The organism is Mesorhizobium sp. M0140 (assembly GCF_040322475.1).
Taxonomy (GTDB): Bacteria; Pseudomonadota; Alphaproteobacteria; order Rhizobiales; family Rhizobiaceae; genus Mesorhizobium.
Genome location: NZ_JAMYTM010000001.1, coordinates 82,075 through 108,903, shown reverse-complemented (window position 1 = coordinate 108,903; position 26,829 = coordinate 82,075). Strand labels below are relative to the sequence as shown.

General features: G+C 63.6%; 26 protein-coding genes. 19 read left to right on the top strand and 7 right to left on the bottom strand.

Features of this window, described 5'->3' with window-relative positions; all coding sequences use genetic code 11:
* Window positions 1-15: 15 nt before the first annotated feature.
* Window positions 16-1,353 carry an aromatic ring-hydroxylating oxygenase subunit alpha gene (locus NKJ37_RS00510; protein WP_023808841.1) on the bottom strand — a complete coding sequence of 446 codons (1,338 nt, stop codon included), beginning with the start codon at window positions 1,351-1,353 and terminating at the stop codon, window positions 16-18.
* Between the two features lie 128 nt (window positions 1,354-1,481).
* Between NKJ37_RS00510 and NKJ37_RS00505 the strand changes: the two genes are divergently transcribed.
* Complete coding sequence (locus tag NKJ37_RS00505) at window positions 1,482-2,375, top strand: LysR family transcriptional regulator (RefSeq protein ID WP_352440074.1); 894 nt, start codon at window positions 1,482-1,484, stop codon at window positions 2,373-2,375.
* 2 nt (window positions 2,376-2,377) lie between these two features.
* Here NKJ37_RS00505 and NKJ37_RS00500 read toward each other — a convergent pair whose 3' ends face one another.
* Both NKJ37_RS00500 and NKJ37_RS00495 read right to left on the bottom strand, forming a co-directional pair.
* A complete protein-coding gene (locus NKJ37_RS00500) occupies window positions 2,378-3,391 on the bottom strand; it encodes an NAD(P)/FAD-dependent oxidoreductase (RefSeq protein WP_352772359.1) in 1,014 nt (337 codons plus the stop codon).
* Window positions 3,343-3,648, bottom strand: coding sequence for an FAD-dependent oxidoreductase (locus tag NKJ37_RS00495; protein WP_352772184.1), 306 nt, complete (start codon window positions 3,646-3,648; stop codon window positions 3,343-3,345). Before NKJ37_RS00495 ends, NKJ37_RS00500 begins: the two co-directional genes overlap by 49 nt.
* Window positions 3,649-3,844: 196 nt before the next feature.
* Between NKJ37_RS00495 and NKJ37_RS00490 the strand changes: the two genes are divergently transcribed.
* The 7 genes from NKJ37_RS00490 to NKJ37_RS00460 all read left to right on the top strand — a co-directional run bounded on the left by NKJ37_RS00490 (window position 3,845) and on the right by NKJ37_RS00460 (window position 12,605).
* Entirely contained in the window at window positions 3,845-4,837 is a 993-nt protein-coding gene (locus NKJ37_RS00490) for a dipeptidase (protein ID WP_023808844.1), read from the top strand.
* A 309-nt stretch (window positions 4,838-5,146) separates the two neighbouring features.
* Window positions 5,147-6,706, top strand: coding sequence for an ABC transporter substrate-binding protein (locus tag NKJ37_RS00485; RefSeq protein WP_352440075.1), 1,560 nt, complete (start codon window positions 5,147-5,149; stop codon window positions 6,704-6,706).
* A gap of 52 nt (window positions 6,707-6,758) precedes the next feature.
* Complete coding sequence (locus NKJ37_RS00480; protein ID WP_352440076.1) at window positions 6,759-7,706, top strand: ABC transporter permease; 948 nt, start codon at window positions 6,759-6,761, stop codon at window positions 7,704-7,706.
* 28 nt (window positions 7,707-7,734) lie between these two features.
* Window positions 7,735-8,574 (top strand): ABC transporter permease, encoded by an 840-nt coding sequence (locus NKJ37_RS00475; RefSeq protein WP_031212293.1) that lies wholly within the window; start codon window positions 7,735-7,737, stop codon window positions 8,572-8,574.
* A complete protein-coding gene (locus NKJ37_RS00470; protein ID WP_023808848.1) occupies window positions 8,571-9,554 on the top strand; it encodes an ABC transporter ATP-binding protein in 984 nt (327 codons plus the stop codon). The genes NKJ37_RS00475 and NKJ37_RS00470 overlap by 4 nt, the downstream gene beginning before the upstream one ends.
* On the top strand, window positions 9,551-10,528 hold the full coding sequence (locus NKJ37_RS00465; RefSeq protein WP_023808849.1) for an ABC transporter ATP-binding protein: 978 nt from the start codon (window positions 9,551-9,553) through the stop codon (window positions 10,526-10,528). The genes NKJ37_RS00470 and NKJ37_RS00465 overlap by 4 nt, the downstream gene beginning before the upstream one ends.
* A 49-nt stretch (window positions 10,529-10,577) precedes the next feature.
* Window positions 10,578-12,605 (top strand): CocE/NonD family hydrolase, encoded by a 2,028-nt coding sequence (locus tag NKJ37_RS00460; protein ID WP_352440077.1) that lies wholly within the window; start codon window positions 10,578-10,580, stop codon window positions 12,603-12,605.
* 19 nt (window positions 12,606-12,624) lie between these two features.
* Here the strand turns inward: NKJ37_RS00460 and NKJ37_RS00455 are convergent, their stop codons facing one another.
* Window positions 12,625-13,527 (bottom strand): LysR family transcriptional regulator, encoded by a 903-nt coding sequence (locus NKJ37_RS00455; RefSeq protein WP_352440078.1) that lies wholly within the window; start codon window positions 13,525-13,527, stop codon window positions 12,625-12,627.
* Window positions 13,528-13,629: 102 nt separating this feature from the next.
* Here NKJ37_RS00455 and NKJ37_RS00450 point away from each other — a divergent pair, with 102 nt between their 5' ends.
* The 3 genes from NKJ37_RS00450 (at window position 13,630) to NKJ37_RS00440 (ending at window position 16,168) form a co-directional block, all read left to right on the top strand.
* Window positions 13,630-14,619 carry a zinc-dependent alcohol dehydrogenase family protein gene (locus NKJ37_RS00450; RefSeq protein ID WP_352440079.1) on the top strand — a complete coding sequence of 330 codons (990 nt, stop codon included), beginning with the start codon at window positions 13,630-13,632 and terminating at the stop codon, window positions 14,617-14,619.
* A 194-nt stretch (window positions 14,620-14,813) separates the two neighbouring features.
* Window positions 14,814-15,113, top strand: a complete 300-nt coding sequence (locus tag NKJ37_RS00445; protein ID WP_023808853.1) for a TFIIB-type zinc ribbon-containing protein — start codon at window positions 14,814-14,816, stop codon at window positions 15,111-15,113.
* Between the two features lie 68 nt (window positions 15,114-15,181).
* On the top strand, window positions 15,182-16,168 hold the full coding sequence (locus NKJ37_RS00440) for a Tim44 domain-containing protein (RefSeq protein ID WP_023808854.1): 987 nt from the start codon (window positions 15,182-15,184) through the stop codon (window positions 16,166-16,168).
* A gap of 41 nt (window positions 16,169-16,209) precedes the next feature.
* Here the strand turns inward: NKJ37_RS00440 and NKJ37_RS00435 are convergent, their stop codons facing one another.
* Entirely contained in the window at window positions 16,210-17,310 is a 1,101-nt protein-coding gene (locus NKJ37_RS00435) for a lactonase family protein (RefSeq protein WP_352722187.1), read from the bottom strand.
* A 199-nt stretch (window positions 17,311-17,509) separates the two neighbouring features.
* Here NKJ37_RS00435 and NKJ37_RS00430 point away from each other — a divergent pair, with 199 nt between their 5' ends.
* The 8 genes from NKJ37_RS00430 (at window position 17,510) to NKJ37_RS00395 (ending at window position 25,078) form a co-directional block, all read left to right on the top strand.
* The gene (locus NKJ37_RS00430) at window positions 17,510-18,061 is read left to right on the top strand and encodes a MaoC family dehydratase (RefSeq protein WP_023808855.1); all 552 of its coding nucleotides are present in this window, start codon (window positions 17,510-17,512) and stop codon (window positions 18,059-18,061) included.
* 1 nt (window position 18,062) lies between these two features.
* Window positions 18,063-19,223, top strand: coding sequence for a CaiB/BaiF CoA transferase family protein (locus NKJ37_RS00425; RefSeq protein WP_023808856.1), 1,161 nt, complete (start codon window positions 18,063-18,065; stop codon window positions 19,221-19,223).
* Complete coding sequence (locus NKJ37_RS00420) at window positions 19,220-20,389, top strand: extracellular solute-binding protein (protein ID WP_023808857.1); 1,170 nt, start codon at window positions 19,220-19,222, stop codon at window positions 20,387-20,389. Before NKJ37_RS00425 ends, NKJ37_RS00420 begins: the two co-directional genes overlap by 4 nt.
* 26 nt (window positions 20,390-20,415) lie before the next feature.
* Entirely contained in the window at window positions 20,416-21,603 is a 1,188-nt protein-coding gene (locus tag NKJ37_RS00415) for an ABC transporter substrate-binding protein (protein ID WP_023808858.1), read from the top strand.
* A gap of 66 nt (window positions 21,604-21,669) precedes the next feature.
* Window positions 21,670-22,407 (top strand): ATP-binding cassette domain-containing protein, encoded by a 738-nt coding sequence (locus NKJ37_RS00410; protein WP_352440084.1) that lies wholly within the window; start codon window positions 21,670-21,672, stop codon window positions 22,405-22,407.
* Window positions 22,400-23,158: an ATP-binding cassette domain-containing protein gene (locus NKJ37_RS00405; RefSeq protein WP_023808860.1), complete on the top strand. Its 759-nt coding sequence runs from the start codon at window positions 22,400-22,402 to the stop codon at window positions 23,156-23,158. Before NKJ37_RS00410 ends, NKJ37_RS00405 begins: the two co-directional genes overlap by 8 nt.
* Window positions 23,155-24,105, top strand: coding sequence for an ABC transporter permease (locus NKJ37_RS00400; protein ID WP_023808861.1), 951 nt, complete (start codon window positions 23,155-23,157; stop codon window positions 24,103-24,105). The genes NKJ37_RS00405 and NKJ37_RS00400 overlap by 4 nt, the downstream gene beginning before the upstream one ends.
* Before the next feature lies 1 nt (window position 24,106).
* On the top strand, window positions 24,107-25,078 hold the full coding sequence (locus tag NKJ37_RS00395) for an ABC transporter permease (protein WP_023808862.1): 972 nt from the start codon (window positions 24,107-24,109) through the stop codon (window positions 25,076-25,078).
* Window positions 25,079-25,087: 9 nt separating this feature from the next.
* Here NKJ37_RS00395 and NKJ37_RS00390 read toward each other — a convergent pair whose 3' ends face one another.
* Window positions 25,088-25,927 carry an amidohydrolase family protein gene (locus NKJ37_RS00390; protein ID WP_352609312.1) on the bottom strand — a complete coding sequence of 280 codons (840 nt, stop codon included), beginning with the start codon at window positions 25,925-25,927 and terminating at the stop codon, window positions 25,088-25,090.
* A 65-nt stretch (window positions 25,928-25,992) separates the two neighbouring features.
* Window positions 25,993-26,778 carry an IclR family transcriptional regulator gene (locus tag NKJ37_RS00385; RefSeq protein WP_023808863.1) on the bottom strand — a complete coding sequence of 262 codons (786 nt, stop codon included), beginning with the start codon at window positions 26,776-26,778 and terminating at the stop codon, window positions 25,993-25,995.
* Window positions 26,779-26,829: the final 51 nt, after the last annotated feature.

The window sequence follows — 26,829 nt, the reverse complement described above, 5'->3', positions numbered from 1 at the left end:
ATCTTCGGCCGCGGGTCAGAGGCGCGTGTTGCAACTCGCCGCTTTCGGCGAAGCGAAAAGTTCCTTCGGCGCAGACCATTGGCTGACGGTCGCGCCGCGCGTGCCGGTGATCAGCGAGCGCAGTTCCGACAGATAGGTCTGCACGAAGAACGAGGTCTGGCTTTCCAGCGGCGTATAGGGCCCCGGCCGGTAGGCGCGCGACATGATGCCGTCGGCATTGTCTTCGGTGATCTTCTTGTCCTGCACCGTGGTGATGTCCCACATCCAGCTGATCGCATCGGCGTCGACGTCGTTATCGGCATCCTTGTCGACGAGCCAAGTCAGGATGACGTCTGTTTCCATGGCGTTGCGCGGTATCATCTGGAACAGCGTGACATAGTCATTGGCAGCACTTGCAAACGACAGGCGTCCGAGGCGAAAGCCGCTTTCGCCGCCATCATAGGCACGACGACCACCCATCAGGCACGAGACCCCCTCGCCCGTATTGGACAGCGTGTTACGGCCGGAGCCGATCGGCTTGCGGTGCATGGCGAACGGCATCGTGTCCAGGTCGCCAGCCTGCCACGCGCCCTTGTGGAACTCGGCATCGCCGATGACGCTGTGCCAGGCCTCGATTTCGTTCTGCCACTCGACCGCCTTGTCGGCATCGCGGGTCGCGGTCACTTTGACATGACCGTTGACGCGGTAATATTCGGGGTGAGCCGGACGGCAGTGATAGCATTCAAGGAAGTTCTCGAGCACCAGCTTCCAGTTCGCCTTGGTCAGGTAATTCCTGCGCGCAACGATGCGTGCGCGGTCGAGGCCGTTCTCGCGCAAGCCACCGGTCAGCCCGTCCGCGACAGGCTGGATGTCGGGCAACGACTTGGCATCGAGGCCGCAGAATACCAGGCCGCCGAAACTCTTGCAGGGCACCCGGTGCAGGCCGAGCGTTTCCGGATCGGCGCTTGTAGGAAGGTCCTGCCGCGACTGCAATTTGCCGGTCAGCCTGAACGACCAGGCATGATATGGGCAGACCAGAAGCTTGCCGCGACCATCCTTGGCGCAGAGCCGCGAGCCGCGATGGGTGCAGACATTGTAGTAGGCCGCGATGTCCTCCTCGCCATCGCCGAAGCGCACGACGATGATCTCTTCGTCGAACAGCTGGCGCACGATGTAGCGGCCCTTTTCAGGGACCTCGCTGGCATGGGCGACAAGCATCCATTGGCGCGGAAACCACAAGTCACGTTCCAGCGCGAAGATCGTAGGGTCGGCATAAAAGGCCTGTTCCAGCGACCAGTCCGGACGTTGCCGGTCGATCAGCCTGACGGTCTCGCTTCTGTCGATAGGCTGGCTGTTCGGTGTATAGGCCTGCACTGCAACACCTTTCTGCTCGCTGGCGTTAGGATGACGTTTCGATAGGAATGTGCGATGCGGAAAGGCTTGCGGCAAACACAGAAATGATAGACCTTCATATCGAAAAGGCATGAAGGCAGGTTTGGATTGTGAAAACCCTCAAGACATCGCTTCCCCTGCTGAACGCCATGGTCGTCTTCGAGGCTGCCGCCAGGCATGGCGGGCTGACGTTGGCCGCTCAGGAGCTGAACATCGCCCAATCGGCGGTCAGCAGGCACGTCGCCAATCTCGAGCGCCAGCTGTCGGTCGAGCTGTTCGCGCGCAAAGGCAACCGCGTCGCCGTCACCGGGGCCGGCAACACGCTAGCCGAAGCGATCCGCGAGGGTCTCGGCACCATCAGGCAAGCGGTCGAGGATTTGACCGCGCACGACAGCGATACATTCGTGGTCGGCTGCAGCCACGACTTCGCGCAGGCATGGCTGATGCCGCGCTTCGGCCTCATCACATCGCAGGTTGCCGATGGCCGGGTGCTGCTGCAGACATCCACCGACTACAGGGATTTCGACCAGCCTGAAGTGGCGCTGTCGATCCGCTTCGGCGAAGCCGGGCAATGGTCCGAATTCGTGACCGAAAAACTGCTCGACGGTGAATGGTTCCCGGTCTGCGCACCGGCGTTCCTGGCGCGTTATCCGGCGCTCGCCTCGGAAGACCCAGAGGCTTTCATAGCAGTGCCGCTGCTGCATCAGGTGACGCCGCCGGGCGCGATCGACAGCTGGCAATCGTGGATCGGAACCGACCGGAAACTCGATGGACCTCGGTTCACGGGCTACATGTCGATGATCCACGAAACCATCGCCGGGCGCGGCGCCGCGCTCGCCTGGGCCGGGTTTGCCGACGAGCATCTGCGCCGCGGCCAGCTCGTCCGGCTGACGAAGACCTCGCGTCGTCACGCCGGCTCCTTCCACATCGTCACGAGGAAGAATGCCGGCCCGGTGGTCAGGGCGGTGGCGCAGGCGCTGCTCGGCAGCGTCGACGACTGCTGACATCAAGCCTCGCGGCCAAATCGCGACGCCTCATGACGCGCGCCCCAGGCCGGCATGGCGGCCTCGATCTCTGCTTCCGACTTGAAGGCATCGGAGGCGTAGCGATCGACACGGAACCGCTCCGCGGAAACGAATGGGGTCTGCCCGAGGACCAGTTCGCAGGAGAGCCGGCCAAGACCCGGCCCATGGGTGACGCCGCTCTCATTATCGCCGCCGACGACCACGATATTGTCGCTGCCGGGGACCTTGCCGACGATAAGACCGTTGTCGGGCGTGTAGCACGGCACACCTTGCGCCCAACTCGCGATCGTCGAACCGCGCAGCGGCGGGAACACCGTCTGCAGCTCGGCAAGCTCCTGCTCGAATGTCTCCTGCATCAGTTCGAGATTGTGCGGTTGGCCGGGTTCGATTTCGCTGTCATTTGTTTTGTACAGGGGTTTGTAGTGCCGGCCGGTTCCCCACATGACGGCCCCGAATGTCTCGCGCAGCCACAGCCGCAATTCGCGGCACTGGACGGTGGGGATGGTCGACGGCAGCCCGCGATCATCGGTGACGATGCGTGTCGCGACGACCCGCAGCAGCGGCAACTTCCAGCCGAGGCCCGATATGATCTGGTTGTCCCATGCGCCAGCGGCAACGATCACGCCGTCAGCCTCAAGGCTGCCCTGATCGGTCTCGATCGCCACCCGGTCGTCGGCATCATGGACGGCCGTCACGCGTGTGTTGCTGCGGAATACGCCGCCCAGCTCGCTGATCTGGCCGGTCAGCACACCCATTGCCAGCTTGGTGTCGAGCTGGATGCCATGCGGATTGTAGGCCGCCGAATGGACCCGCGCCGGATCGATGAGACCTTGCATCTTCTGGCCGATCTGCGCGGCGTTCAGATCCTGCATTTCCGTCGGGGCATAGGAAGAGTCCAGCACCGGGCGGACAAAACGCTCGCGCCCGTCCTCGGTCAGCGCCATGATCAAGGTGCCGTTCGGCCGATAGCCGATCTCGACGCCGACCTCGTGCAGCCGGCGATAGAAATGAGGCCATATTGCTGCAGCTGAAGACCCTCTTCGCCAAGCGGAATCATGCCGGCGGACCAATGCGAGACAAATCCCGCGCCGGCGCTGGTGGTCGCGGCACCCGGCTGACCCGCATCGATGACCGTCACCCGGCGCACGCCGGACCGCAGCAGATGGAAAGCCGCGCTGCAGCCGATGATGCCGCCGCCGATTACCGCGATGTGCCTGCTATCGCTCCCGCCATGGCTTCCGTTTGAACTCATCTTTGTTCTCCCTTTTGCCGATGGTCCGATCGGAGCGACATGCAGCGACGGCGACCATACAGGCCCGTTCGGAGCTGTATAGACACATGTGTCTGTGGCCTGATACTTGATGCGTACTGCATCTGGATCACACGTCCGGAACGCCGCTTGATCCGGCCTTCCGTCGTGTTGGCGTTGCCAAGAGAGTGAGAAAAAAGTGAGCGTTTCGACTGCCGCCAAGGCCATTTTCGACAGTGAAATCATATGGGACGCGCATTCCGGCTTCATGCCGGACCCGGCTGCGGACCTGAACAATCTGCAGATCTGGCGCGACGCCGGCATCGACTATCTGTCGATTGATGTCGGCTTCGACCTGTTGCCCTGGGAGCAGACAGTGCGGACGCTCGCAAATTTCCGCCACTGGATCCTTGCCAATCCCGAGCACTACACGCTGGTCTCCTCGGTAGAGGAAATCCGCAAGGCAAAGCTTGAGGGCAAACTGGCAATCACCTTCGACGTCGAGGGCATGAACGCGCTCGACGGCCGCATCGAAATGGTGGAGTTCTATCACCATCTGGGTGTGCGCCAGATCTTGTTTGCCTACAACAGGAACAACCTCGCCGGCGGCGGTTGCCACGATGTCGAGACCAGCCTGACGGCGTTCGGCCGCCAGGTCATCGACGAGATGAACCGTCTCGGCATGTTCGTCGACGTCACCCACACCGGCTATCGCACCTCGATGGAGGTGATGGAATATTCCAACCGGCCGGTGATCTTCTCGCACTCCAACGCCAAGGCCTTGTGCGGCCATGGCCGCAACATCACCGACGAGCAGATAAAGGCCTGCGCGCGCACCGGCGGCATCGTCGCGATCGTCGGGCTCAATCGTTTCCTGGGAGAGGGACGCACGGACTCGGACAGGTTGGCCGACCACATCGAATATCTTGTCGATCTGGCTGGCCCAGATCATGTCGGCATCGGGCTGGACTACGCCTTCCCCGTCGACATCAAAGGCATCGACCGTATCATTTCCGACAACCCGCAATTCTGGCCCAGGAGCGAGTATCCGGAAGGGGCGACGACCTACGCGGCTCCCGGCCAGATGAGCGAACTGACCGATGTGCTTCTGCGCCGCGGCCAGTCCGAGCAGACCGTGCGCAACGTCCTGGGCGGCAATTTCGTGCGCCTGGCGGCCGAAATCTGGAAGTGATCGGCCGCGGAGAGGCGCATGTCCGCTACAGCTCTTGATCCAGGCCCCACCGAATGGCGGGCCAAGCCGCGCCGTGTGGGCGATCACATTTAGCCCGCGTAGGGCCCAAGCCGACGCGCTGGCGCGGTCGGAACAGATGTCGATATTTCCGCAAGATCGTCCGTATTCAAGATTCGGACATGCCGGCAAAATTTTCGCTAGACATACATGTCTATTATTAGCAGTTTTAGCTGACAGACACATTCGGCCCGGCTTGGAGAATGGCCAACGGCCGGAAACAAGACAACGAAAACAGCAGAGGGGTAGAGCATGTCCATTCTAGCCGACACCAGGGTTTCGCGCCGCAGCCTGCTCGCCGGAGCCGGCGCTTTCGGCCTCGCCTCAATGGTCAATCCAAAAGTTTCCTGGTCGAGCGACGGGCCGATCCTCAAGGTGCGCTCCTACGCCGACATCCAGACGCTCGACCCTTGCTTCCGGCTGGCGGCACCCGAAGGCGACATCACCAGCGTCATCTTCGCCGGCCTCGTCGTCACCACGCCGGGCGACAGCTGGGGCTGGCGGCCGATGGCGGCGGAGACGATCAAGCAGCTCGATCCGCTGACCGTCGCCTTCCAGCTGCGCGACAATATCGGCTTCACCGATGGCTACGGCCAGATGACGGCCGAAGACGTCAAGTTTTCGATCGAACGCATCGCCGATCCCGCCAACAAGAGCCCCTACTCCGGCGACTGGGCGACGCTCAAAGAGGTCGAAGTCAAGGACAAGCTGTCGGGGCTGATCCACCTGAAGCAGGCCTTCGCGCCGCTGTGGACGTCGACCTTGCCGACGCCTTCCGGCACCATCCTGTCGAAGCGCGCCATCACCGAGCTCGGTGGCAAGATGGGTGTCAAGCCGGTGGCCCAGTCGGGGCCCTACATCCTGAAGGAATGGCTGCCCAAGCAGCGCACGGTGCTGGTGCGCAATCCCGACTGGAAGTACGAGCAAGGTGCCTTCGCGGAGATCCACATCCATCCGATCGAGGATGAGAAGACCGCCGAACTCGGCTATGAGGCCGGCGACCTGGATTACACCTGGACCGCGGTCTCCTCGATCTCGCGCCTGAAGCAGACACCGCCGCCAAAGACGACCGTGGTCGAGAAGCCGTCGCTGGCCTTTGTCTGGCTTGGCATGAACCAGGATGTCGCGCCTTTCAACAATCCGAACATGCGCCGCGCGGTTCAGTACGCCGTGGACCGCAAGGCGGTGGTCGATGCCGCCTATTTCGGCGCCGCCGCCACCGCCACCGGCATCATCGCGCCCGGCCTGCCCGGCCATCGCGAGAAGAACCTGTTCGATTTCGATCCGGACCGCGCCCGCGACATGATCGCCAAGGAAGGACTGGCCGGCGCGACGATCACGCTCGACATCCTCAACAAGACCGAGCGCCTGACCGCGGCGCAGGTCGTGCAGTCGAACCTGCAGGATGTCGGCCTCACTGTGGAGATCAAGCAGAACGACAGCGGCACCTTCTGGACGCTGGGCGCCAAGGAAGGCGACTACTACAAAAAGCTGCAGATGATCATCAGCCGCTTCTCCATGCAGCCGGATCCGAGCTGGGCCACTGCCTGGTTTACCCGCGACCAGATCGGTGTCTGGAACTGGGAGCGGTTTTCCAGCGAGGAATTCGACAAGCTCAATGCCGAAGGCATGGTCGAGCTCGACCCGGCAAAACGCGATGTCATCTACAAGAAGCTGCAGGACCTGATGGAGGAGAACGGCAACTACGTTTTCCTGACGCATGAGGTCACCGGCATCATGAATCGATATACGCTTGTGGCCGGCCTGAAGCCGAACGGCGAACCCGTGTTCACCGACTTCAAACCCGCATGATATCGGCGGGCGGGGCTCGTCCCCGCCAAAGACCGTCCGACAGGTACTGGAAATGATCCGCTACGCCCTCAAGCGTCTGTGGCTTGGCGCCATCATCATCAGCGTGGCCATGATGATGATGTTCGCCATGGTTTACCTCATTCCCGGCGACCCGGCCTCCGTTGCGCTGGGGCCGCGCGCGACGCCGGAGATGATGGAGGCGCTGCGCGTACGCATGGGCCTCGATCAGCCGGTGTGGCGGCAGTTCCTACATTTCTACGGATCGGTCCTGCGCGGCGATCTCGGCACAGAGGTGCTGTCAGATCGGCCAGTTCTGGACGTGGTGATGGAACAGCTTCCGTTCACGCTGGCGCTGGTGGTCGGCGGCATCACGTGGTCGGTGGCGCTCGGCATTCCGCTTGGCTGCATCGCGGCGGTGCGGCGCGGCGGCTTTGTCGATCAGGTGATCGGGGTGCTGTCGGTGGCGATGATCGCCGTGCCGTCCTTCGTCGTCGCCATCTATTCGCTGCTGGTGTTTGCGGTCGCCCTGCAATGGCTGCCGGCGATCGGCGCCGGCGAACCGGGCGACCTCGCCAGCCAGCTCCAGCACCTCATCTTGCCGTCGCTGGCGGTTGGCCTTGGCTGGATCGGCTATATCTCGCGCATGGTGCGCGCCTCGATGCTGGAGACGCTGGAAGCCAGCCATATCCGCACGGCGCGCGCCTTCGGCCTGACCGAGCACAGGATCGTCTACACCTACGCCCTCCGCATCGCCGTGCTGCCGACGATCACCTTGCTCGGCGTCGGCATCGGCCACATGCTGTCGTCTTCCGTCTTCGCCGAAATCGTCTTTGCCCGTCCCGGCATCGGCAAGCTGGTCTATGAGGCGATCTCGGTGCGCAACTATCCCATCGTCTCCGGAGCCGTGCTGGTCACCACGGTCTTCTTCGTTCTCGTCAACGTAGCAGCCGACATCCTCGTCGGTATCTTGGATCCCCGTGTCAGATCAAGTTTCAACTGAGCTGCCATCCCGCAGCTTCCGTCTCGGCATGATATGGCGCACCTTGCGCCGCATCATGCGCGAGCCGCTCGGCGCGATCGGCCTGACGCTGGTGACGGTCGTGGTGCTGTCGGCGGTCTTCGCCAGCCTCCTGACCAGCTATGCGCCGAGCAAGATATCGCCGGCCGAACGCTTCGCTTCGCCGAGCCTCCTGCATCTGCTCGGCACCGACCATCTCGGCCGCGATCTTCTCACCCGGGTGCTCTATGGCGGACGCGTCGCGCTTTTGATCGCGCTGGGCGCGACAGCGGTGTCGCTGGTTGTCGGCGTCGTGCTAGGGCTGATCGCAGGCTATGGGCCGCGCTGGCTCGACAATGTGCTGCTGCTGATCTTCGACGCCGTGAAGAGCTTTCCCACCGTTATGCTGGCGCTGACGCTGGTCACCCTGTTCGGCCCCTCGCTCTACGCGGTGGTGCTGGTGGTGATGCTGGTCAATGTGCCGGGTTATGCGCGCATCATCCGAACCCAGACGCTGGTGCTCAAATCGGCCGAACACGTCATGGCGGCGCGCTCGATGGGGGCAAGCGCCGGCCGCATCCTGCGTGTCCATATCCTGCCCAACATCATCGGCCCGATCCTGATCCTGATCTCGATGGACATTCCCGTGGTGGTGGCGATCGAGGCGGGCATGAGCTTCCTCGGGCTCGGCGTGCGGCCGCCGACGCCGAGCTGGGGTGCGATCCTCAATGACGGCTTCGCCAACATCCGCGATTCCTACTGGATCGTGATTGCCGGCGGCCTGCCGATCGTGCTGACCACGCTCGGCTTCACCTTCTTCGGCGAGACGCTACGCGACCTCTTCGATCCCAGGCTGAAGGGACGCTCATGACGGTTCTCGAGGTCAAGGATCTGAGCGTCGCCTTCCACACCGAGGCCGGGCGACTGGAGGCGCTGAAGCAGGTGAGTTTTTGCGTGCCGGCCAACCGCAGCGTCGGCGTGGTCGGCGAATCCGGCTGCGGGAAATCGACGCTCATCAACGCCATTCTCGGCCTGCTCGCCGACAATGGTGAAATCACATCGGGCGAGATCATCTTCGAGGGCGACAAGGACCTTGCCCGGCTCGACCCGACCGCGATGCGCGGCCTGCGTGGCCTCAGGATCGCCACTGTGTTCCAGGATCCGATGGGCGCGCTCAACCCGGTGCTGTCGGTGGGGCGGCAGATGCGCGACATTCAGTATCGCTCGGGTCTGTCGAAGCGGGACAAGGATGCACGCTCCGTCGCCATGCTGCGCAAGGTTCGCATTCCCGATCCGGGAAGCCGGCTGACGCAGTTTCCACACGAGTTCTCCGGCGGCATGAAGCAGCGCATCGCCATTGCGATGGCGCTGATGATGGAGCCGGCGCTGCTGATCGCCGACGAGCCGACGACGGCACTCGATGCGACGCTGGAGGTGGCCACCATCGAACTGCTCAAGGATCTGCAGCGCGACATCGGCTGCTCGGTGCTGTTCATCTCGCATCATCTGGGCGTGATTGCCGAACTCTGCGACGAGATGATCGTGATGTATGCCGGCGAAGTAGTGGAGAGCGGCACGACCCGCGAGATATTCCACGATGCGCGTCATCCCTACACGCAGAAGCTTTTGGCTTGCGATCCCGCCCGGCTGTCGCAGCGGGTTGCTCGCCTGCCGACCATTGCCGGGACCTTGCCGGATTTGCGCCGCCGGCCGAGCGGCTGCGTCTTCCAGCCGCGCTGCGATCGCGCCGACGCCCAATGCCTGACGACGCCTCCCAGCGCAGTCCTCGGTGGGTCTCACATCGCCCACTGCTGGCATGCGGACATTCCCTTGGGAGCGATGAACGCATGAGCTCCGAAGACCTGCTCAGCGTCAATGATTTGCGCGTCGCGTTCCGCGCTGGCGGCCTGTCCGCCAGGCTCGCGGGGCGGGCCACCGAGATCGAAGCGGTCTCCGGCGTCAGCTTCACGCTTCAACGAGGCAGCACCTTCGCGCTGGTCGGCGAATCCGGCTCGGGCAAGACGACGCTGGCGCGCACGCTCAACGGTCTTCAGCCGGTGAAGGCGGGCACGATCCTGTTTGAAGGGCAGGAACTGCAAGGCCTGTCTAACACCGCCATGAAACCGGTGCGGCGGCGCATGCCGATGATGTTCCAGGATCCTGTGGGATCGCTGTCACCACGGCTCAGCGTGCGCTCGCTGCTGTCTGAGCCTTTCGTCATTCACGGCTTGTCCGATCGCGATCTCAACGCCGAAGTCACACGGCTTCTTGCGCTGGTCGGGCTGCCGCGCGATTTCGCCGACCGCTACCCGCACCAGCTTTCCGGCGGCCAAGCGCGCCGCGTCGGTGTGGCGCGGGCGATCGCTCTGGACCCGGTGCTGGTCGTCGCCGACGAGCCGACCGCCGGCCTCGACGTCTCCGTGCAGGGAGAGGTGCTGAACCTGCTCAACGACCTGCGCGACCGAATGGGCCTGTCGATGCTGATCATCACCCACAATCTGCATGTCGTGCGCCAGATCGCCGACCGCATGGCGGTGATGTATCTCGGGCGCTTCGTCGAGCAGGGTGAAACCGAAGCGATCTTCCGCGCGCCGCATCATCCCTATACGGCGGCCCTTCTGTCCGCCAATCCCGAGCCGGACCCAGATCGGGTGCACCAGCGCATCACGCTGCCGGCCGACGTTCCCTCCCTGCTGGCGCGCCCTTCAGGCTGCGAATTTCACACACGCTGTCCGCAGGCCCAGCGCTGCTGCGCGGTGGATGTCCCCATCCCGGTCGCGGTCGGAAACGGCCGCCTGACCTGCCATTTCCCGCTGAACACATAAGGATCGCCACCGGCGCAAGTTGTCGGCCGGGGCGTCGAGAGGAGCCGCCATGCAAGATATCCGCGTCGTCACCGATTTCCCGCGCAAAATCCGCGAGATCGAGAATTTGTGGATTCCGATGCCTGACGGCGTCAAGCTGGCGGCGCGTGTCTGGCTGCCGGAAGACGCGGAGGCCGATCCGGTGCCGGCGATCCTCGAATATTTGCCCTACCGCAAGCGCGACGGAACGGTGGAGCGCGATGCGCTGACGCATCCCTATTTTGCCGGTCACGGCTATGCCGGCGTGCGGGTCGACATGCGCGGCTCAGGCGACAGCGAGGGATTGTGCAAGGGTGAGTATCTGAAGCAGGAGCAGGATGACTGTCTGGCGGTCATCGAATGGCTGGCCCGGCAATCCTGGTGCTCGGGTAGTGTCGGCATGATCGGCATCAGCTGGGGCGGCTTCAACGGGCTTCAGGTCGCCGCGCGGCGACCGCCAGCATTGAAAGCGGTTGTCTCGCTGTGCTCCACGGATGATCGCTACAATGATGACGTGCATTATCTCGGCGGCGCCATGATGTGCGACAATCTGATGTGGGGAACCACCGCCTGGGCCATCGCCATGACCCCGCCCGACCCGTTCATTGTCGGCGATCGCTGGCGCGATCTTTGGGAGCAACGGCTGAACGGCAACGGCATCTGGATGCAGGACTGGTTCGAACACCAGCGCCGCGACGATTTCTACAAGCACGGCTCGATCTGCGAGGACTATTCCGATGTCGAAATCCCGGTCTATGCCGTCGGCGGCTGGGCCGACGGCTATCCCAATCCGATCTTCCGGATGCTGGAAAAACTGAGCGGTCCTCGCAAGGGCCTGATCGGACCCTGGGGCCACAAATATCCGCACTTCGCCATGCCCGGCCCGCGTATCGGCTTCCTGCAGGAGTGCCTGCGCTGGTGGGATCAATATCTCAAGGGCATCGACACCGGCATTGCCGACGAGCCGATGCTGCGCGCCTGGATTCAGGACCCCGCACGGCCGGCGGCGATCTATGACGAGCGGCCCGGCCGCTGGGTGGCGGAGCCGGCGTGGCCGGGACCAGGCGTTGGCGAAAAGGTGCTGAACCTTGCGCCGCATGTGCTGAGCGAGGCCAGGGGCGAAGATACGATCCTGGAGATTTCGTCGCCGCAGACGGCCGGCCTGTCGTCCGGCGCCTGGTGCGGTTATGGCGTCATGCCGACTTTGCCGGTCGACCAGCGCACGGAGGAAGGCAATGCCCTGATCTTCGAGACCGCGCCGTTGACCGAAGCCATCGAGATCCTTGGTTTCCCCGAATTCGAGGTCAGGCTCTCCTCTGACAAGCCCGTCGCCCTTCTGTCCGCCACGCTGTCGCAAGTGTTCCCTGAAGGTGCTGCCTCGCGCATCAGCTATGGCATCCTCAACCTGAGCCATCGCAACGATGATCTGGACATCGCACCCATGGTGCCGGGCCAGGCGGAAACGGTGCGCATCAAGCTGCGCTGCTGCGGGCAGCGTTTCGAGGTTGGCGAGCGTATCCGGCTGGCACTGGCGACATCGCATTGGCCCATCGTCTTCCCGACCGCCGAGCAGGCGACGCTGTCGATCCATTGCGGCGACAGCCGGCTGATCCTGCCGGTGCGCCCACCGCAGAAGCTGGACGACACGCTGGGGGCTTTCCTGGCTCCGGAAAGCGCTGTGCCGATGGAGCAGGAGGTTCTGGCCAAGGGCGACGGCTTCCGGCGCTCGGTTTCGACGGACCAGGACACCGGCGAGACCGTTTATCAGGTCGTCAATGATGGCGGCACGGTGCGGCATCCACATACGCAGATGACCGTTGCGGCGAGGCATGTCGACCGGTTCACCATCCACCCCGACGATCCGAACTCGGCGGTCGGCACCTGCACCTGGGAAAAGTCCTATGGCCGCGGCGACTGGCAGGCGCGCCTTTCGGTGAAAGCGACCGTGCGCGCGCTGCGCGATGTCTGGCGGATCGAGACCCACATCACTGCCCATGAGGGAGATGAAGTGGTCGTCGATCGCAGTGAGGTCAAGGAGTATCCGCGCGACCTCAACTGAAAGCGGCTGCGATTGGCAATCAGGCCATCGATCTCGGCAAGGCGGCAGCCAGCGCATCGACGGCCAGCCGCACCTTCAGCGGCAGATGCGGCGTCTGCAGCCAAAGGGCATGGCAGTCGTAGAGATATCGCGGCTGGTCCGGCAACAGTGCGACCAGCGCGCCGGCTTCAATGCGCTCGCGCACCAGCCACCAGGGCAGCCAGGCAAGCCCCATGCTCTCAACAGCCGCATCGGCGATGGCATCGAGATCGTCGAGCCGCAGCCGCCCGGTTGGCGTAATCTCCTGTACGGATTGCCCCTCGCGCGCAAACAGCCACGGCTGAACGACTTGGCCGAGCCGGCGGTAGACAATCGCCTGATGATCAGCGAAGTCTTCGATACGCTGCGGCTCGTCATGAATTCTGAGATAGGAGGGTGCGGCGCAGACGACCATGTCCTGGCGCGCGACGCGGCGTGCGATCAACCCCGCCTTGTCGCCCAGAGCACCGGTCCGAATGGCGAGATCGTATCCGTCTTCGGCAAGATCGGCGAAGCGGTCGGTGAGCGACAGGTCGAGCTCCAGCATCGGATATTGCCGCGCCAGCCGCAGCAGCACGGGTGCAACGCAATGGCGGCCGAAATGCGCCGGCATGGTGACCCGCAGTTTTCCACGTGGTTCGGAGAACTGGTCGGCGGCGAGCGCATCGGCGGCTTCGGCCTCGGCCAGCACCACCCGGCAGCGTTCATAGTAGGCGCGCCCGAAGTCGGTCAGGCTCTGCCGCCGCGTGGTCCGGTTGAGCAGCCGCACGCCCAGCCGCTCCTCGAGGAACCGCACATGCTTGCCAACCATTGGTCCGGACAGATCGAGTGCGACTGCGGCGGCTGCGAACGAGCCGAGGTCGACGGCCCTGACGAACACGGACATGCTCTCAAGCCGATCCATATTCAAAACTCCTGGTTTCTACTGTTCTTCCCTTACAGCCATTTATCCCCGGCAAGCCTAGCTGCATAGCTCATTCGGTTCAGATGATTTGGAGTATCCCGAATGACACGCGTAGTTCGCTTTCACCAGCATGGTGGCCCGGAGGTTCTGCGCATCGAGGATGTCGCGCTTTCCCCACCGGGGCCGGGCGAAGTTCAAATCCGGGTCAAGGCACTCGGCCTCAATCGCGCCGAAGCGCTGCTGCGCGCGGGCGCCTATATCGAGACGCCGACGCTCCCGGCGGGGCTTGGTCTTGAAGCGGCGGGTGTCGTCGAGACTATTGGCGACGGCGTGAAGGATTTCGCGCCAGGTGACAGCGTCAGTGTCATCCCGCCGCAATCGATGATCCGCTGGCCGGCCTATGGCGATCTTGCCACCTACCCCGCCCGACTTATCGTCAAGCATCCGCAGTCGCTTGACTGGCAAACGGCAGCGGCGGTCTGGATGCAATATCTCACCGCTTATGGCGCGCTGATCGACATCGCCGGGCTGCACAGCGGAGACGCCGTCGTCATCACAGCAGCATCGAGCAGTGTCGGGCTTGCGGCGATCCAGATCGCCAACAAGGTCGGCGCGACCGCGATCGCGGTGACGCGGACATCGGCGAAGATGCGGGCGCTGCTCGAGGCCGGCGCGGCCGACGTCGTGGCCTCGACGGAGGAGGATCTGGCGGCGCGATTGAACCAGATCGCCGGGCCGCGAGGCGTGCGCGTCGTGTTTGATGCGGTCGGCGGCCCGATCTTCGAGCCGCTGACGGCGGCCATGTCGCATAGCGGCATCCTCATCGAATATGGCGGACTGAGCCACGCGCCGACGCCATTCCCGCTGCCAGCGGTGCTGAGCAAGACGCTGACACTGCGCGGCTACCTCGTGCACCAGATCACCGGTAACCCGGTAAAGCTGGAGGCCGCCAAGGCGTTCATCGTCGAAGGCCTGCAGAGTGGGGCACTAAGACCGATCATCGACCGGACCTTTGCGTTCGACCAGATCGTCGAAGCGCATCGGCATCTGGAATCAAACGAGCAGTTCGGCAAAATCGTGGTGATGATTTGAGCGGAGTTGACAAACAAATCGTTCCTGGGGGCGATATCGCTCTTGAAGGCGCCGAGTTGCATTCCTAACTGTCTCACGCGGGCCGGGCCCCTCTGACTATCGCTTTTGGCGATCGTGATGTCGGACCGCTTTAACGGGCCCCTTTCCATGTTTTCGGTCAAGCGGGCTCAATCTTTTTCGGTTTGGAGCCCCGTATGACATCTTCTCTTCTTGGCATGACTTGCCCCTCCTGCCGCGTTGCGCTCGTGATGAGCGAACGCCAGGGTATCGAAATCGACTACTGTCCGCAGTGCCGCGGCGTCTGGCTTGATCGGGGAGAACTCGACAAAATCATCGAGCGTTCCGGCAGGGAAGCGGCGCCCGCGCCGCAGCCACAGCCGGCAGCATTCTCCCAGCCGCAACACGGCCAGGGCCGCGACGACGATTATTCCCGCTCCCACGGCCACCGCTATCCGAAGCGGAAGAAATCATTTTTCGAAGAGTTGTTCGATTGACCGCATGACGCCGGCACCCGGCGGCGGCTGAAAACTTCCGAAACCGCAGAGACAAAGGTTCATCTCCGATGACTTCCCGTACAAGCCGATTTGCAGCCCTCTTTGCAGGACTGTTCCTGGCGTTTTCGATGGTTGCGATAGACCATGCCGAGGCGCGCCGCGGCGGCAGTTTCGGCAGTCGTGGCATGCGCACGTTCCAATCGGCACCGCCGACCAGGACCGCACCGGCCCCGACCGCTCCAGTCGAGCGTTCGATGACGCCCAACACCGGTGCGAACAACGCGGCCCAGCAGCCGCAGGCCGGCCCGCAGAGGCCCGGCTTCATGAGCGGTTTCGGTGGAACGATGATGCGCGGCCTGCTGCTCGGCGGCCTGATCGGCCTGCTCGTCGGCCAAGGCTTCGGCGGCCTGGCCGGCATGTTCGGTTTCCTGCTTCAGGCCCTGCTCATCGGTGGCACGATCATGCTGGCTATCCGCTTCTTCCGCTCGCAATCGGCGCGTGGTCCTGCGCCAGCGCTCGCCGGTGTCGGCAATGCCCAGGCTTCGAGATTTGAGAACCGCGCAACGGCAGGGCAGCAGACTGCAGGCTCCTTCACAATTCCTGGCTTTGGCGGTGTTTCGGGCGGAAGCTCTCCGGCCATCGGTTCTGATGAGATCACGCTGGCTCAGACCGACCTCGACGCATTCCAGCAGCTGTTGACCGATGTCCAGGAAGCATTCGGGCGCGAAGACCATGCCGCTCTGCGCCGGGCTGTTACCCCCGAAATGGTGTCCTATCTGTCGGAAGAGCTGGCCGACAATGCCCAGAAAGGTCTCAGGAACGAGGTAACGGACGTCACGTTGCTGCAGGCCGACGTCGCTGAAAGCTGGCGTGAGGATGACCGCGACTACGCCACGGCCGCATTGCGCTACGAGTCTCGTGACGTGACGCGCGAACGGGCCAGCGGCAAGGTCGTCGCGGGCGACGATGATCATCCGACAGAGACGACCGAGCTGTGGACATTCGTGCGTGAGAATGGCTCGAACTGGAAGCTCTCGGCAATACAACAGGCTTGAGCCCAGGGCGATTTTGTCCAGGGCTTCACAGTTGTGGGCGTTCAGCGCACGATCTTGATGCACATCGGCGTGCCGATCTCGATGGCGCGCCCGGTGTCGCTGAGCATGCCGGTCTCGGCGTCGCGAGCGAAAATCGAGATGCGGTCGGCATTCTGGTTAGCCGAGAACAGATGGCCGCCTGAAGGCGTCAGCGCCAGGTTGCGCGGCGTCGCACCGCCGCAAGGGACATAGCCGACGAGGGCCAGCGAACCTGTCTGCTGATCGACCGCCATGATGACGACGCTGTCGTGGCCACGGTTGGAGCCGTAGACAAAACGGCCATCCGGCGAAATCTGGATATCGGCGCAATGGTTGCTGTCGCGCGCCTCGGCCGGCACCGCCGGCTTTGCGTCGATGATGGACAGCTTGCCTGATGCCTCGTCCAGCGCCATCGAGACAATTGTCGAATCCAGCTCGTTCATGACAAAGACGAAGCGTCCGTTCGGATGCAACGCAAGATGGCGCGGACCGGCGCCCGGCGGCAGAGCGGATTCAGCGAGCTTGCTGAGCTCGCCATCTCGCCCGATGCGGTAGGACACCAGCCGGTCGATGCCGAGGTCGGCGACGATAGCCATGCCACCACCGGCAATGGTTTCGGTGACGCTGTGGGCATGCGAGCGTTCCTGCCGCGCCGCATTCGGGCCGGTGCCGGAATGCGATACGCTGGCCAGCGGCGCCGACAGCGCGCCGTCCTTTTCGAAACCATAAACCGCCACGGCACAATCCGGACCGCCCTCGCCCATGCCATAGTTGGCGACCAGCAGCCTCGTCCCGTCGCGGGTGATGGTGTTGTGGGCGGTGATGCTGCCGAGCGACGGCTGCTTGTTCAGATAAATGAGCGTACCAGAAGCTCGATCGAAGCTGTAGGCGGAGACGGTGCCCTCGCGCCAGGTGAAGACTTCCGAATTGGCATAGATGTGCGAGCCGTCTGGCGTCACCGACAGGAATGTCGGATTGTCGACATCGTTGGTCTCGGCCAGTTTTCGTGTTTCCAGCGTCGTCTCGTCAAAGCTGTAGACGCCGAGACCGACGCCCCGAGCGCCCTGAAAATACGGCGCCTCGCGGTTCAGGCTGCCGACAAAGACCAGACAATCCTTGCGCATGATTTCCTCCCCTGCCCGCCTGCGCTTCGGCGCGCGGGAGCAGCCAAAATTTCGCCTGTTCACGCTTGCAACGCAACCCCATATGTGAAAATACTATTTACAAAAGAAGATTGACGGGAGGAGACGTCTTGCATTTCGACGCCTTGATGCGTTTTCCGGCAGCTGTGACGTGCCCCATACAAGGCTGGCGGTGCCGGCCATGAACGATTTCGCGCCCACCGTCGGTGTCGCCTCGACGCATCCCAAGAACATGCCTGGGGATCACGCCGCGCTGCCGGTGTGGAACGCCGAAAACTGGTTCTATGAGGATTGGCCGGTCGGGCAGAAGATCCGCTCGTTGCGACGGACCATGGCCGAAGGCGATAGCCATTTGTTCAACACGCTGGTGCTCGACATCCACCCCTATGTGCAGGACCAGATATTTGCCGAGAGCGAAGGCGTTTTCGGCAAGCGGCTGATCGCCGGCGCCTTTGTCTTCTCGGCTGGCCTCGGCCTGGTCGCCACCAATTGCGTCAACGCCTTTTCCTATGGCTACGACAAGCTCCGTTTCATAAAGCCTGTCTTCATTGGCGACACGATCTATTCGATCCGCTCCAACCTCGACAAGAAGCCCCGCTACAAGGAGATGGGGCTGATCCGCGCCAGCTATGAGGTTTTCAAGGGCGAAGGCGAGCTCGTTCTCTATTGCGAGCATCTGCAGACGGTGAAGTACCGCAACCCGGCCGACTTCGTCGGCAAGACGGAGAAATAGCATGCCGGCAGCAGCCGAATTGCCGCTCGCCGGTCTCGTCGTCGTCGACATGAGCCAGTTCCTGTCGGGCCCGTACTGCTCACTCAGGCTGCTCGATCTCGGCGCCCGCGTGATCAAGATCGAGCGTCCGGATGGCGGCGACCTGTCGCGCCGGCTCTATCTCAGCGACACCGAGATCGGCGGCGATTCCACCATCTTCCACGCCATCAACCGGGCCAAGGAAAGTCTTGCCATCGACCTCAAGAACGAGGCCGATCTCGAAGCGTTGCGCGGCCTCCTGGCCAGGGCTGACGTGCTGATCCAGAATTTCCGGCCGGGCGTCATCGAACGGCTCGGCCTGGACTATGAAGCGGTCCGCAAGATCAACCCGCGGCTGGTCTATGCTTCGATCAGCGGCTATGGCGAGGATGGGCCATGGGTCAAACGGCCCGGCCAGGATCTCTTGGCGCAGGCGCGTTCCGGCGTGATGTGGCTGAACGGCGACGAGGATCAGGGACCGGTGCCGTTCGGCCTCGCCATCGGCGACATGCTGGCTGGTGCCGCCTGTGCGCAGGGCATTCTGGCCGCACTGGTGCGGCGCGGCATCACCGGTCAGGGCAGCCATATCGAAACCAGCCTGCTGGAAGCGCTGGTCGATTTCCAGTTCGAGGTGCTGACGACGCATCTCAATGACGGCCGCCGGCTGCCCAGGCGCTCCAGCTTCCGCAGCGCGCATGCCTATCTGTCGGCGCCTTACGGTGTCTACCCGGCCAAGGACGGCTATCTCGCCATCGCTATGACGCCGATCCCCAAGCTGGCCGACCTCTTGTCGCTCAGCGAGTTGGCACCCTATCGCGACAAGCCTGCATCGTGGTTCACCGCGCGCGACGACATCAAGGCGATCATCGCGCAGCGGATCGCCACCAAAACCATCGACGAATGGCTTGATATCCTCGAGCCGGCCGACATCTGGTGCGCCAAGGTACTGACCTGGCCCGAGATGCTGGCAAGCGAGGGGTTTCAATCGCTCGATATGCTGCAGACGGTGACGCGCGAGGATGACGTCTCGATCCTCACGACGAGTTCGCCGCTCCGGGTCGATGGCATCAGGGCCAAGGTCGATCGGGCGGCGCCGCGCATCGGCGAGCACAGTGCCGCCATCCGCGCGGAGTTCGGCCTGTGAGCGTGCCCAAGCTCAAAGGCATGACCTGGAGCCATCCGCGTGGCTACGATCCGATGGTCGCCTGCTCGGCGCTGTGGCAGCAGAAGACCGGTATTGCCATCGAATGGGACAAGCGCTCGCTGCAGGATTTCGAATCCTTCCCGGTCGAGGAACTGGCGCGCGCCTATGATCTCATCGTCATCGACCATCCGCATGTCGGCCAGATCACGGCCGAAGGCTGCCTGGAGCCGCTGGATGTCGCCGGACGCGAGGCGGAACGCACGGCCCTTGCCTCGGGCAGCGTCGGCCAGTCCTATCCGAGCTACAACTGGCAAGGACGGCAATGGGCTTTCCCGATCGATGCGGCAACCCAGGTCCAGGCATGGCGGCCGGATGCGATCGAGGCGCCACCGGCGCGCTGGAGCGAGGTGCTCGATCTCGCCCGGCAAGGCCGTGTGCTGCTGCCGCTGCGGCCGCCTCACGTGTTGATGGTGTTTTACACATTCGCAGGCAATCTCGGCCGTCCTTGCACCACCGATCCATCCCACGATCTCATCGATGTTGACGCCGGTAGCGAAGTGTTTGAAGCAATGCGCGAGATTGCAGCGCTCGTTGATCCGGCTTGCTTGGAGATGGATCCGATTGCCGTCTCGGAGCGCATGGCGGAGGCCGGTTCCAGGTTCGTCTGCGCGCCACTGATCTATGGCTATGTTTCCTATGCGACGACTGGCTTTCGGGCGAACCGGCTGGCCTTTGCCGATGTTCCGGTCATCGGTTCCGGCGGCCCGATCGGTTCGGCGCTCGGCGGCACCGGCATAGCCGTATCAGCCTTTTCCAAAGCCAGGGATGCCGCGATCAACTTTGCCTATTGGGTCTCGAGCGGCGATGTCCAGCGCGGCGCCTATGCCGCCGCCGGCGGCCAGCCCGGCCATGCAGCGGCCTGGGAAGATCAGGCCGTCAATGAAGCGACCGGCAATTTCTACCGGGACACGCGCGCGACACTGGCGGGTGCATGGGTGCGGCCGCGCCATGACGGCTACATGGCGTTCCAGCAGGCCGCGTCCGAACGCATCCTTTCCGGCATGACCTTCCGGCATCAAGCCCGACAGGTCGTTGCCGATCTCAATCGCCTGTTTCGGGAGAGTTCCCCGGTGCAGGTGTCCGGCGCTGCCGGTGGAGGAGCCTGAACCAAACCGAACGGAGGAGAACAAGAATGACAGGAATGATCCGCGGCCTGCTGGCCGCAACGGCGCTTGCCTCGCTTGCAACGGCCGCCTTTGCACAGGATGTGCAAGGCGTCATCGGTGGACTGCCGACCGAACTCAAGGCGCAGTATGACGGAGCGCCCCAGAAGGTATTGCCTTCGGCCTGGGAGAATTTCAACGCGCCGCCAAAGCCGTGGAAATGGTGCCACTCGGAATCCTACCAGGGCAACCCGTGGCGGGTCACGGTGACCAAGGAGTTGAAGCGTCTTGTCGACGGGCTGATCGCCGACGGCACCGTCTCCAGCTTCGAGGTGTCGGATTCCAACAATGATGCCAGCCAGCAGATCAACCAGATCCGCGCCTTCATCGACAAGAAATGCTCTATCATCACGTCGGTGCCGGGCTCGGCGACGGCGCTCGACGATGCCATCGACGCTGCCGCCAAGGCCGGCATTCCGTTCATCACCGCCGCCGGCTCGGTGACCAGCCCGAACGCCATCAATGTCGATTCCAACTATGCGCGCTGGGGCTATGACATGATGACGGCGATCGGCAAGGCGCAGCCGGACGGCGCCAGCATCCTTCTGGTCGAAGGCATCGCCGGCCACCCGATCGTGGTCCAGGAACGCCAGGGCGCGGACAAGGCGCTGGCGGAAAATCCGAAGCTGAAGATCTCGCGCAACGTCAACGGCAACTGGACAGCCAACGTCACCAAGACCGTGGTGCTGCAGGCGATCGCCACCAACCCGGCGCCGATCGATGCGGTGTGGACGACAGGCAGCGAAAGCCGCGTCGTCGCCGAAGCCTTCGCGGAAGCCGGCCGGCCGGCGCCATTGATCACCGGCTCGATCACCGGGGACGCGCTGGGCTACTGGAAGGCCAACCCCGACAAGTACCGCTTCGAAGGCCATGCGGTGCTGCCGCACTGGACCGCGCAAACACTGTTCCGCGTCGGCGAGCGCATGCTCGACGGCCAGAAGCCGAAGCTGAACACGCTGCTGATCCCGATCCCGCCTGTCCACACCGCCGATCTCGGTGCCTGGTACAAGGACTGCATGACGACGGATGCCGTGTCGATCTTCCCGATCCCGCCGAAAGATCCGATGCCGGAGGAATGGCTCGACGCCTATTTCTCGAACCCGGCGCCGACCAAGGGCTGGGATTATTCGAAGGTGCCCGATGCCTGTGCAAAGTGACGCCTGCTAGTCTCTCAGCAGGCCGGCTCCTTTCAGGGAGCCGGCCTGCCAGCATCGAAACGCGACATGCTTGAAATCAAAACCATATCCAAACGCTATGGCGAGACGATCGCGCTCGCGGACGCATCGATCGCGTTTCGGGCGGGAACCATCCACACCATCCTGGGCGAGAACGGTTCGGGCAAGAGCACGATGGTCAAGCTGCTGTCCGGCATCGTCCAGCCGGACAATGGCGCGATCCTGCTGCACGGCAAGCCGTTTTCGGGTGCCAAGCCCTCGGCCTTCCAGGCGCAAGGTTTTGCCACGGTGTTCCAGGAGGTGCTGATCGCGCCGGACTGCAGCGTCATCGATAACATCCTGCTCGGCCTCGACGGGCTGGTCCGGCGCGCTGTTCCCCGCAACGAGCGCCGTGACCGGGCGAAAGCCGCGCTGAAGCGCTTCGCGGTTACCGACGTCCCCCTCGACAAGCCAGCCGGCCTGCTGCCGCTTGCCGCGCAGCAATTGGTCGTTCTCGCCCGCGCGATCGTGCGCAACCCAAAGATCCTGATCCTCGACGAGGTCACCGCCGCGCTCGACTTCGCCGATCGCGAATCCGTCTTTTCCCTGATGCGCGCGCTGGCCGGCGAAGGCTGCCTGATCCTGTTCATCACCCACCGCATGGACGAGGTGATGTCGCTGTCGGATCGCATCTCGATCCTGCGCGGCGGCAGCGTCGTGCGCACCGAGGAGCGCGGCGCTTCGACGCCGGCTGAACTTCTCAAGGCGATGGCGCCACGCACGGCGGCGGAGCTGCAGCATGGCTGATCGCGCCGCCCTCGATTTTGGTGGTCTTGCCGTTCGGGACCTTGTCATCGCGCCCGGCGCCAGCCCGATCACGCAGGCAATCGCTCCGGGTGAGATCGTCGGGCTTGCCGGTCTCGATGGTCATGGCCAGGAGCTGTTTCTCAAGATGCTTGCCGGCCTGGAACCGCCCCATGGCGGCTCGATCGAACTCGGTTCATCGGATGCCTCCCGAAAGATTACCGGCTTTCGCAAGGCTGTCGCCAGCGGCATCGCCTATTTGCCGCGCGACCGACGCGCCAACGGCATTTTCCCGACACAGTCGGTGCTCGACAATTTCGCCGTCTCGACCTTGTCGCGCGACACGCGGCTCGGGCTAATCAGCCCGTCGGCACGCAAGGCGCGCTACGACTTCTATCGCGAAAAACTCTCGATAGTGGCGCCCCGGCCCGATGCGCCGATCACCACTCTTTCGGGCGGCAACCAGCAGAAGGTGCTGTTGGCGCGTGCCTTGGCGCTGGAGCCCGCGATCCTGCTCCTCAACGATCCGACGCGTGGCGTCGACGTGGCGACGCGGCATGTGCTCTACGACGTGTTTCGCGGGCTGGCGTCCGACGGCATGGGGCTCGTCATCCTATCCAGTGAAATCGAGGAGATTCTTCTCCTGTGCCAGCGCGTGCTGGTGTTCCGTGAGAATGAAGTCGCGGCCGAGATCTCTGGCGACGCGCTCACCACCGACAGCGTGATATCAGCCATGTTCGGACGTGCGGCATGAACCCTGTTGCGCGCCTCCTGTCCCTTGGGCGAAATTTCGGCTTCGCGGTGGTGCTGCTGGTCGTGCTGCTTGCGATCAATCTTATCCTCAGCCCCGGGCGGTTCCAGCCGGGTTCCTGGGGCGCGCTGGTCGGATTGGCGGCGCCCTTGATCGGTGCGGCCATTGCGTCCACGCCTGTCATCCTCGCCGGGCGTGGCGGAATCGACATCTCGGTCGGGCCATTGATGGGCTTCGTCAACGCTTTGACGATCCAGGTGCTGTTCCTCGGCACCGGCATCTCATCGCCCCCGGTGCTCGTTCCGGCTGCATTGCTCGTCGGGGCGCTGGTGGGTGCTGCGAACGGCTTTCTGGCGACAATCGTGCGCATTCAGCCGATCGTCGCGACGCTCGGCACCTATCTGATCCTCACCGGCGTGACGTTAACAATCCTGCCGGCGCCGATCGGTCCCGCACCGGCCTGGCTCAAGGCACTGTCCGGTCCGCTGTCGATGCTGCCGCTGGCGGCGATGTTCATCGTCTGGTGGCTGGTGCGGCGCACCCCTTACTACGACCAGCTTATGGCGGTGGGCAGCGACGACCGTGCCGCCTACACCGCCGGCGTCGATGTCACGCGCGTGCGCTTCATCGCCTATATCATGACCGGCATCCTTGGCGGCTGCGCCGGATTGATGCTGACCGCGCTGATCGGCTCCGCCGATCCGAACATCGGGCCAACTTACACACTGATCGCCATCGCCGCGGTAGCGCTCGGCGGCGTCAGCCTTGCAGGCGGCCGTGGTGGGGTGGCGGGTGCCGCCATCGGCGCCATCGACATCTTCCTGCTGCAAAGCGTGCTGACGACGTTCAACGTCTCGACCTTCGTGCTGCAGATCGCCTACGGCGCGATCCTGGTGCTGGCCGTGATGCTGACAGCGCTGCAGGAACGTCTTGCTATGGGGAGACGCTGACATGGTTTTGCGCCAAAACCTCTTCGCCACAACCAACGCTCGCGTCGTCGGCGCCTTCTGCGTCGCCGCCCTTCTGCATCTCGCCGGCACGATCCTCATTCCTGGCTACTCCGCGCCGTTTGCCATACGCGCCATGCTGGTGCTCGCCTCGCTGCTCGCCGTGGCCTCGATCGGGCAGACGCTGGTCGTCATCATGGGCGGCATCGACCTGTCGATCCCTTTCGTCATTGGCTTTGCCAATGTCGTGGCGGCGCAGCTTTATGGCGATGGCTGGCATTTTGTCCTGGTCTGCGGCCTCGTCGGCGTACTGGCGATCATCATCGGCGGGCTGAACGGGCTGATCTCGCGCAGCCTCGACATCCAGCCGCTCATCGTCACGCTCGGCATCGGCATGGTCGTGCAAGGGCTGGTGCTGTTGTGGACGGCGGGTTTCCCGTCAGGCTCCGCACCGCAAGCGGTATCCAGCTTCGTCTCGATCGGCGGATCGGCCGGACCGCTGCCGGTGCCGTGGCTGGTGCCGAGCCTTGTCGTGCTGGCGGCACTCGTCGTCCTGGTGCTGGAGCGAACGCCCTATGGCCGCCGGCTTTACGCGCTGGGCAGCAATCCGGGCGCGGCGCCGCTGGCGCTGATTGACCCGGTTCGCATGTGGGTCATCACCTATGCGGCAAGCGCTTTCTTCGCCGCCGTGGCAGGAGTGCTGCTGCTCGGCTTCACCGGTTCGGCCTATGGCGATGTCGGCCAGCCCTATCTGTTCCAGACCATCGCAGCCGTTGTCGTAGGAGGTGCAGCACTTGTCGGCGGCCGGGGAAGCTATCTCGGCACGATCGCCGGCGTGCTGGTGCTGACCGAGATCAACACGCTGCTGATCGGCCTCGGCTTCCAGCCCGCAGCGGTGCAGGCCGCGCTCGGCTTCGTCATCGTGCTGCTGGTTTCGCTCTATGGCCGCGAACGGCACGTCTCGACAACCATCTGAAAGGACCAGTCAGTCGAGCCGCCACAGCTTGCGGGCATTGCCGGACAACAGCCTGTCGCGCTCGGAGATGCTGCAGCCCGAGAGCAATGCATGGGTCGCCGCCACCCAGGTCGACAGACCGCCGCCTAGCGTGCAGACCGGCCAGTCGCTGCCCCAGACGACACGGTCCCAGCCGAATGAATTGATGGTGTGCTCGACGTACGGCCGCAACGTCTCAACCGTCCAGCTGCCGGCATCGGCATAGGCGACGACACCGGAGATTTTGGCCATGACATTCGGGCGCCGGGCGATGTCGCTCATATGCTCGCGCCATGGATGTTCGCTCTTGCCTTTGATGTCGGGGACGCCGCAATGGTCGAGGACGAACGTCACATCGGGTGCCAGGTCGGCAAGCACGATCGCCCTGGGGATCTGGTGCGGCAGCACGACGAGATCGAAGGTCAGGCCGGTGCCGCCAAGCCGCTTTATGCTGGCGCGAAACACCGCACCTTCCGAGAGCTCGTCGGGCACGACGTGGAGGACGCGGCGAAAGCCTTTTACGAACGGGTTTGCCCGCTGCCGTTCGAGATAGGCCGCGAAGTCCCCTTCCTCAGGACGGCAGGACGCGATCACCCCGGCCAGCATGCTGCTGGGCTGCCGTGACAGGCCTTCGACCCGAGCGGTTTCAGCCTCGATGTCGGCCGCATCGACATCGACCTCCATATGCAGCACGCGCTCGACGCCGACACGCTGCGCCTCCACGGCGTAGTCCTCATAGGAGAAATCGCGGTTGAGCGCCGGCACGCCGGCGAGCCAGGGATAGCGCAGGGCCGAGCGATCGATGAGATGCAGATGGGTATCGATGATCATGGTGAGGCTCCTCCCTCTGGCTTTTCAAATCATCTCACCGGGGAATTCTTCATTCAAATAAGAATTCACACCGATGAGCCTACTGCTGATCCAGCAAGGTGCGACAGCTTTTCACACGTTGCCAGCAACAGTTCGATCGTCCTGGTGATGTCGGGCGCGGAAGGCGCGTTGACCACCGTGATGTAGGGAATCGACAGCGCGGCGATCGCCTTGCCGTCGGAACTGCGCACCGGGGCGGACAGGTTGAAGACGCCGGCTGTCTGCATCGAGGCCATCATCTCGTAGCCACGGTCGCGGATCTGGTCGAGACGGGTGAAGAACTCGGTCGATTGCGCCGTCTTGTCGGTGCTGCGGACGTGTTCGGAAATCATCATCTGGCGCTCTTCCGGTGAGCGGAAAGCGAGCAGCACATGTCCCGAGCCGGTGTCGAACAGACTGATATGGGAGCCGACCCGGATCGATATGCCCCAGTAGTTCGGTGCTTCTTGCTGGCCGATGACGACGGCAGAACCGCGATCAAAAACAACGAGTTGGTTGGCCTGCTGCGATGTCTCGGCAAGCTCACGCATCAGCGGCGTCGCATAGGAGACCAGCCGCCGAACCGGCGCGTGCAACTGTGCCAGACCGAACAGCTTGAGCGTCAGCGAATAGCGGTCGCCGTCGAGCCTGGTGACATAGCCGCGCCGCACCAGCCGGTCGAGCATACGGTAGAATTCGTTGGGGCTGCGGTCGAGTTTCTTGGCGATTTCTGCCTGGGTCAGGCCGCCGTCGACGCCCGCCAGCAGTTCAAGGATATCGAGCCCCTTGTCGAGCGCCGGCGCGCGATAGCGCTCGTCTTCGCTGTCGTCCATGGGCTCATCCTCCAGTGAATTTCACCCTTCATATATGCAGGAACGTGCGCG

What these genes read in the sequence shown, in the direction of transcription:
- NKJ37_RS00495 (WP_352772184.1), bottom strand. Translation starts at nt 3,648, where the DNA reads ATGAGTTCAAACGGAAGCCATGGCGGGAGCGATAGCAGGCACATCGCG.
- NKJ37_RS00485 (WP_352440075.1), top strand. Translation starts at nt 5,147, where the DNA reads ATGTCCATTCTAGCCGACACCAGGGTTTCGCGCCGCAGCCTGCTCGCC.
- NKJ37_RS00480 (WP_352440076.1), top strand. Translation starts at nt 6,759, where the DNA reads ATGATCCGCTACGCCCTCAAGCGTCTGTGGCTTGGCGCCATCATCATC.
- NKJ37_RS00475 (WP_031212293.1), top strand. Translation starts at nt 7,735, where the DNA reads ATGATATGGCGCACCTTGCGCCGCATCATGCGCGAGCCGCTCGGCGCG.
- NKJ37_RS00470 (WP_023808848.1), top strand. Translation starts at nt 8,571, where the DNA reads ATGACGGTTCTCGAGGTCAAGGATCTGAGCGTCGCCTTCCACACCGAG.
- NKJ37_RS00465 (WP_023808849.1), top strand. Translation starts at nt 9,551, where the DNA reads ATGAGCTCCGAAGACCTGCTCAGCGTCAATGATTTGCGCGTCGCGTTC.
- NKJ37_RS00460 (WP_352440077.1), top strand. Translation starts at nt 10,578, where the DNA reads ATGCAAGATATCCGCGTCGTCACCGATTTCCCGCGCAAAATCCGCGAG.
- NKJ37_RS00455 (WP_352440078.1), bottom strand. Translation starts at nt 13,527, where the DNA reads ATGGATCGGCTTGAGAGCATGTCCGTGTTCGTCAGGGCCGTCGACCTC.
- NKJ37_RS00450 (WP_352440079.1), top strand. Translation starts at nt 13,630, where the DNA reads ATGACACGCGTAGTTCGCTTTCACCAGCATGGTGGCCCGGAGGTTCTG.
- NKJ37_RS00445 (WP_023808853.1), top strand. Translation starts at nt 14,814, where the DNA reads ATGACATCTTCTCTTCTTGGCATGACTTGCCCCTCCTGCCGCGTTGCG.
- NKJ37_RS00440 (WP_023808854.1), top strand. Translation starts at nt 15,182, where the DNA reads ATGACTTCCCGTACAAGCCGATTTGCAGCCCTCTTTGCAGGACTGTTC.
- NKJ37_RS00435 (WP_352722187.1), bottom strand. Translation starts at nt 17,310, where the DNA reads ATGCGCAAGGATTGTCTGGTCTTTGTCGGCAGCCTGAACCGCGAGGCG.
- NKJ37_RS00430 (WP_023808855.1), top strand. Translation starts at nt 17,510, where the DNA reads ATGAACGATTTCGCGCCCACCGTCGGTGTCGCCTCGACGCATCCCAAG.
- NKJ37_RS00425 (WP_023808856.1), top strand. Translation starts at nt 18,063, where the DNA reads ATGCCGGCAGCAGCCGAATTGCCGCTCGCCGGTCTCGTCGTCGTCGAC.
- NKJ37_RS00415 (WP_023808858.1), top strand. Translation starts at nt 20,416, where the DNA reads ATGACAGGAATGATCCGCGGCCTGCTGGCCGCAACGGCGCTTGCCTCG.
- NKJ37_RS00410 (WP_352440084.1), top strand. Translation starts at nt 21,670, where the DNA reads ATGCTTGAAATCAAAACCATATCCAAACGCTATGGCGAGACGATCGCG.
- NKJ37_RS00405 (WP_023808860.1), top strand. Translation starts at nt 22,400, where the DNA reads ATGGCTGATCGCGCCGCCCTCGATTTTGGTGGTCTTGCCGTTCGGGAC.
- NKJ37_RS00400 (WP_023808861.1), top strand. Translation starts at nt 23,155, where the DNA reads ATGAACCCTGTTGCGCGCCTCCTGTCCCTTGGGCGAAATTTCGGCTTC.
- NKJ37_RS00395 (WP_023808862.1), top strand. Translation starts at nt 24,107, where the DNA reads ATGGTTTTGCGCCAAAACCTCTTCGCCACAACCAACGCTCGCGTCGTC.
- NKJ37_RS00390 (WP_352609312.1), bottom strand. Translation starts at nt 25,927, where the DNA reads ATGATCATCGATACCCATCTGCATCTCATCGATCGCTCGGCCCTGCGC.
- NKJ37_RS00385 (WP_023808863.1), bottom strand. Translation starts at nt 26,778, where the DNA reads ATGGACGACAGCGAAGACGAGCGCTATCGCGCGCCGGCGCTCGACAAG.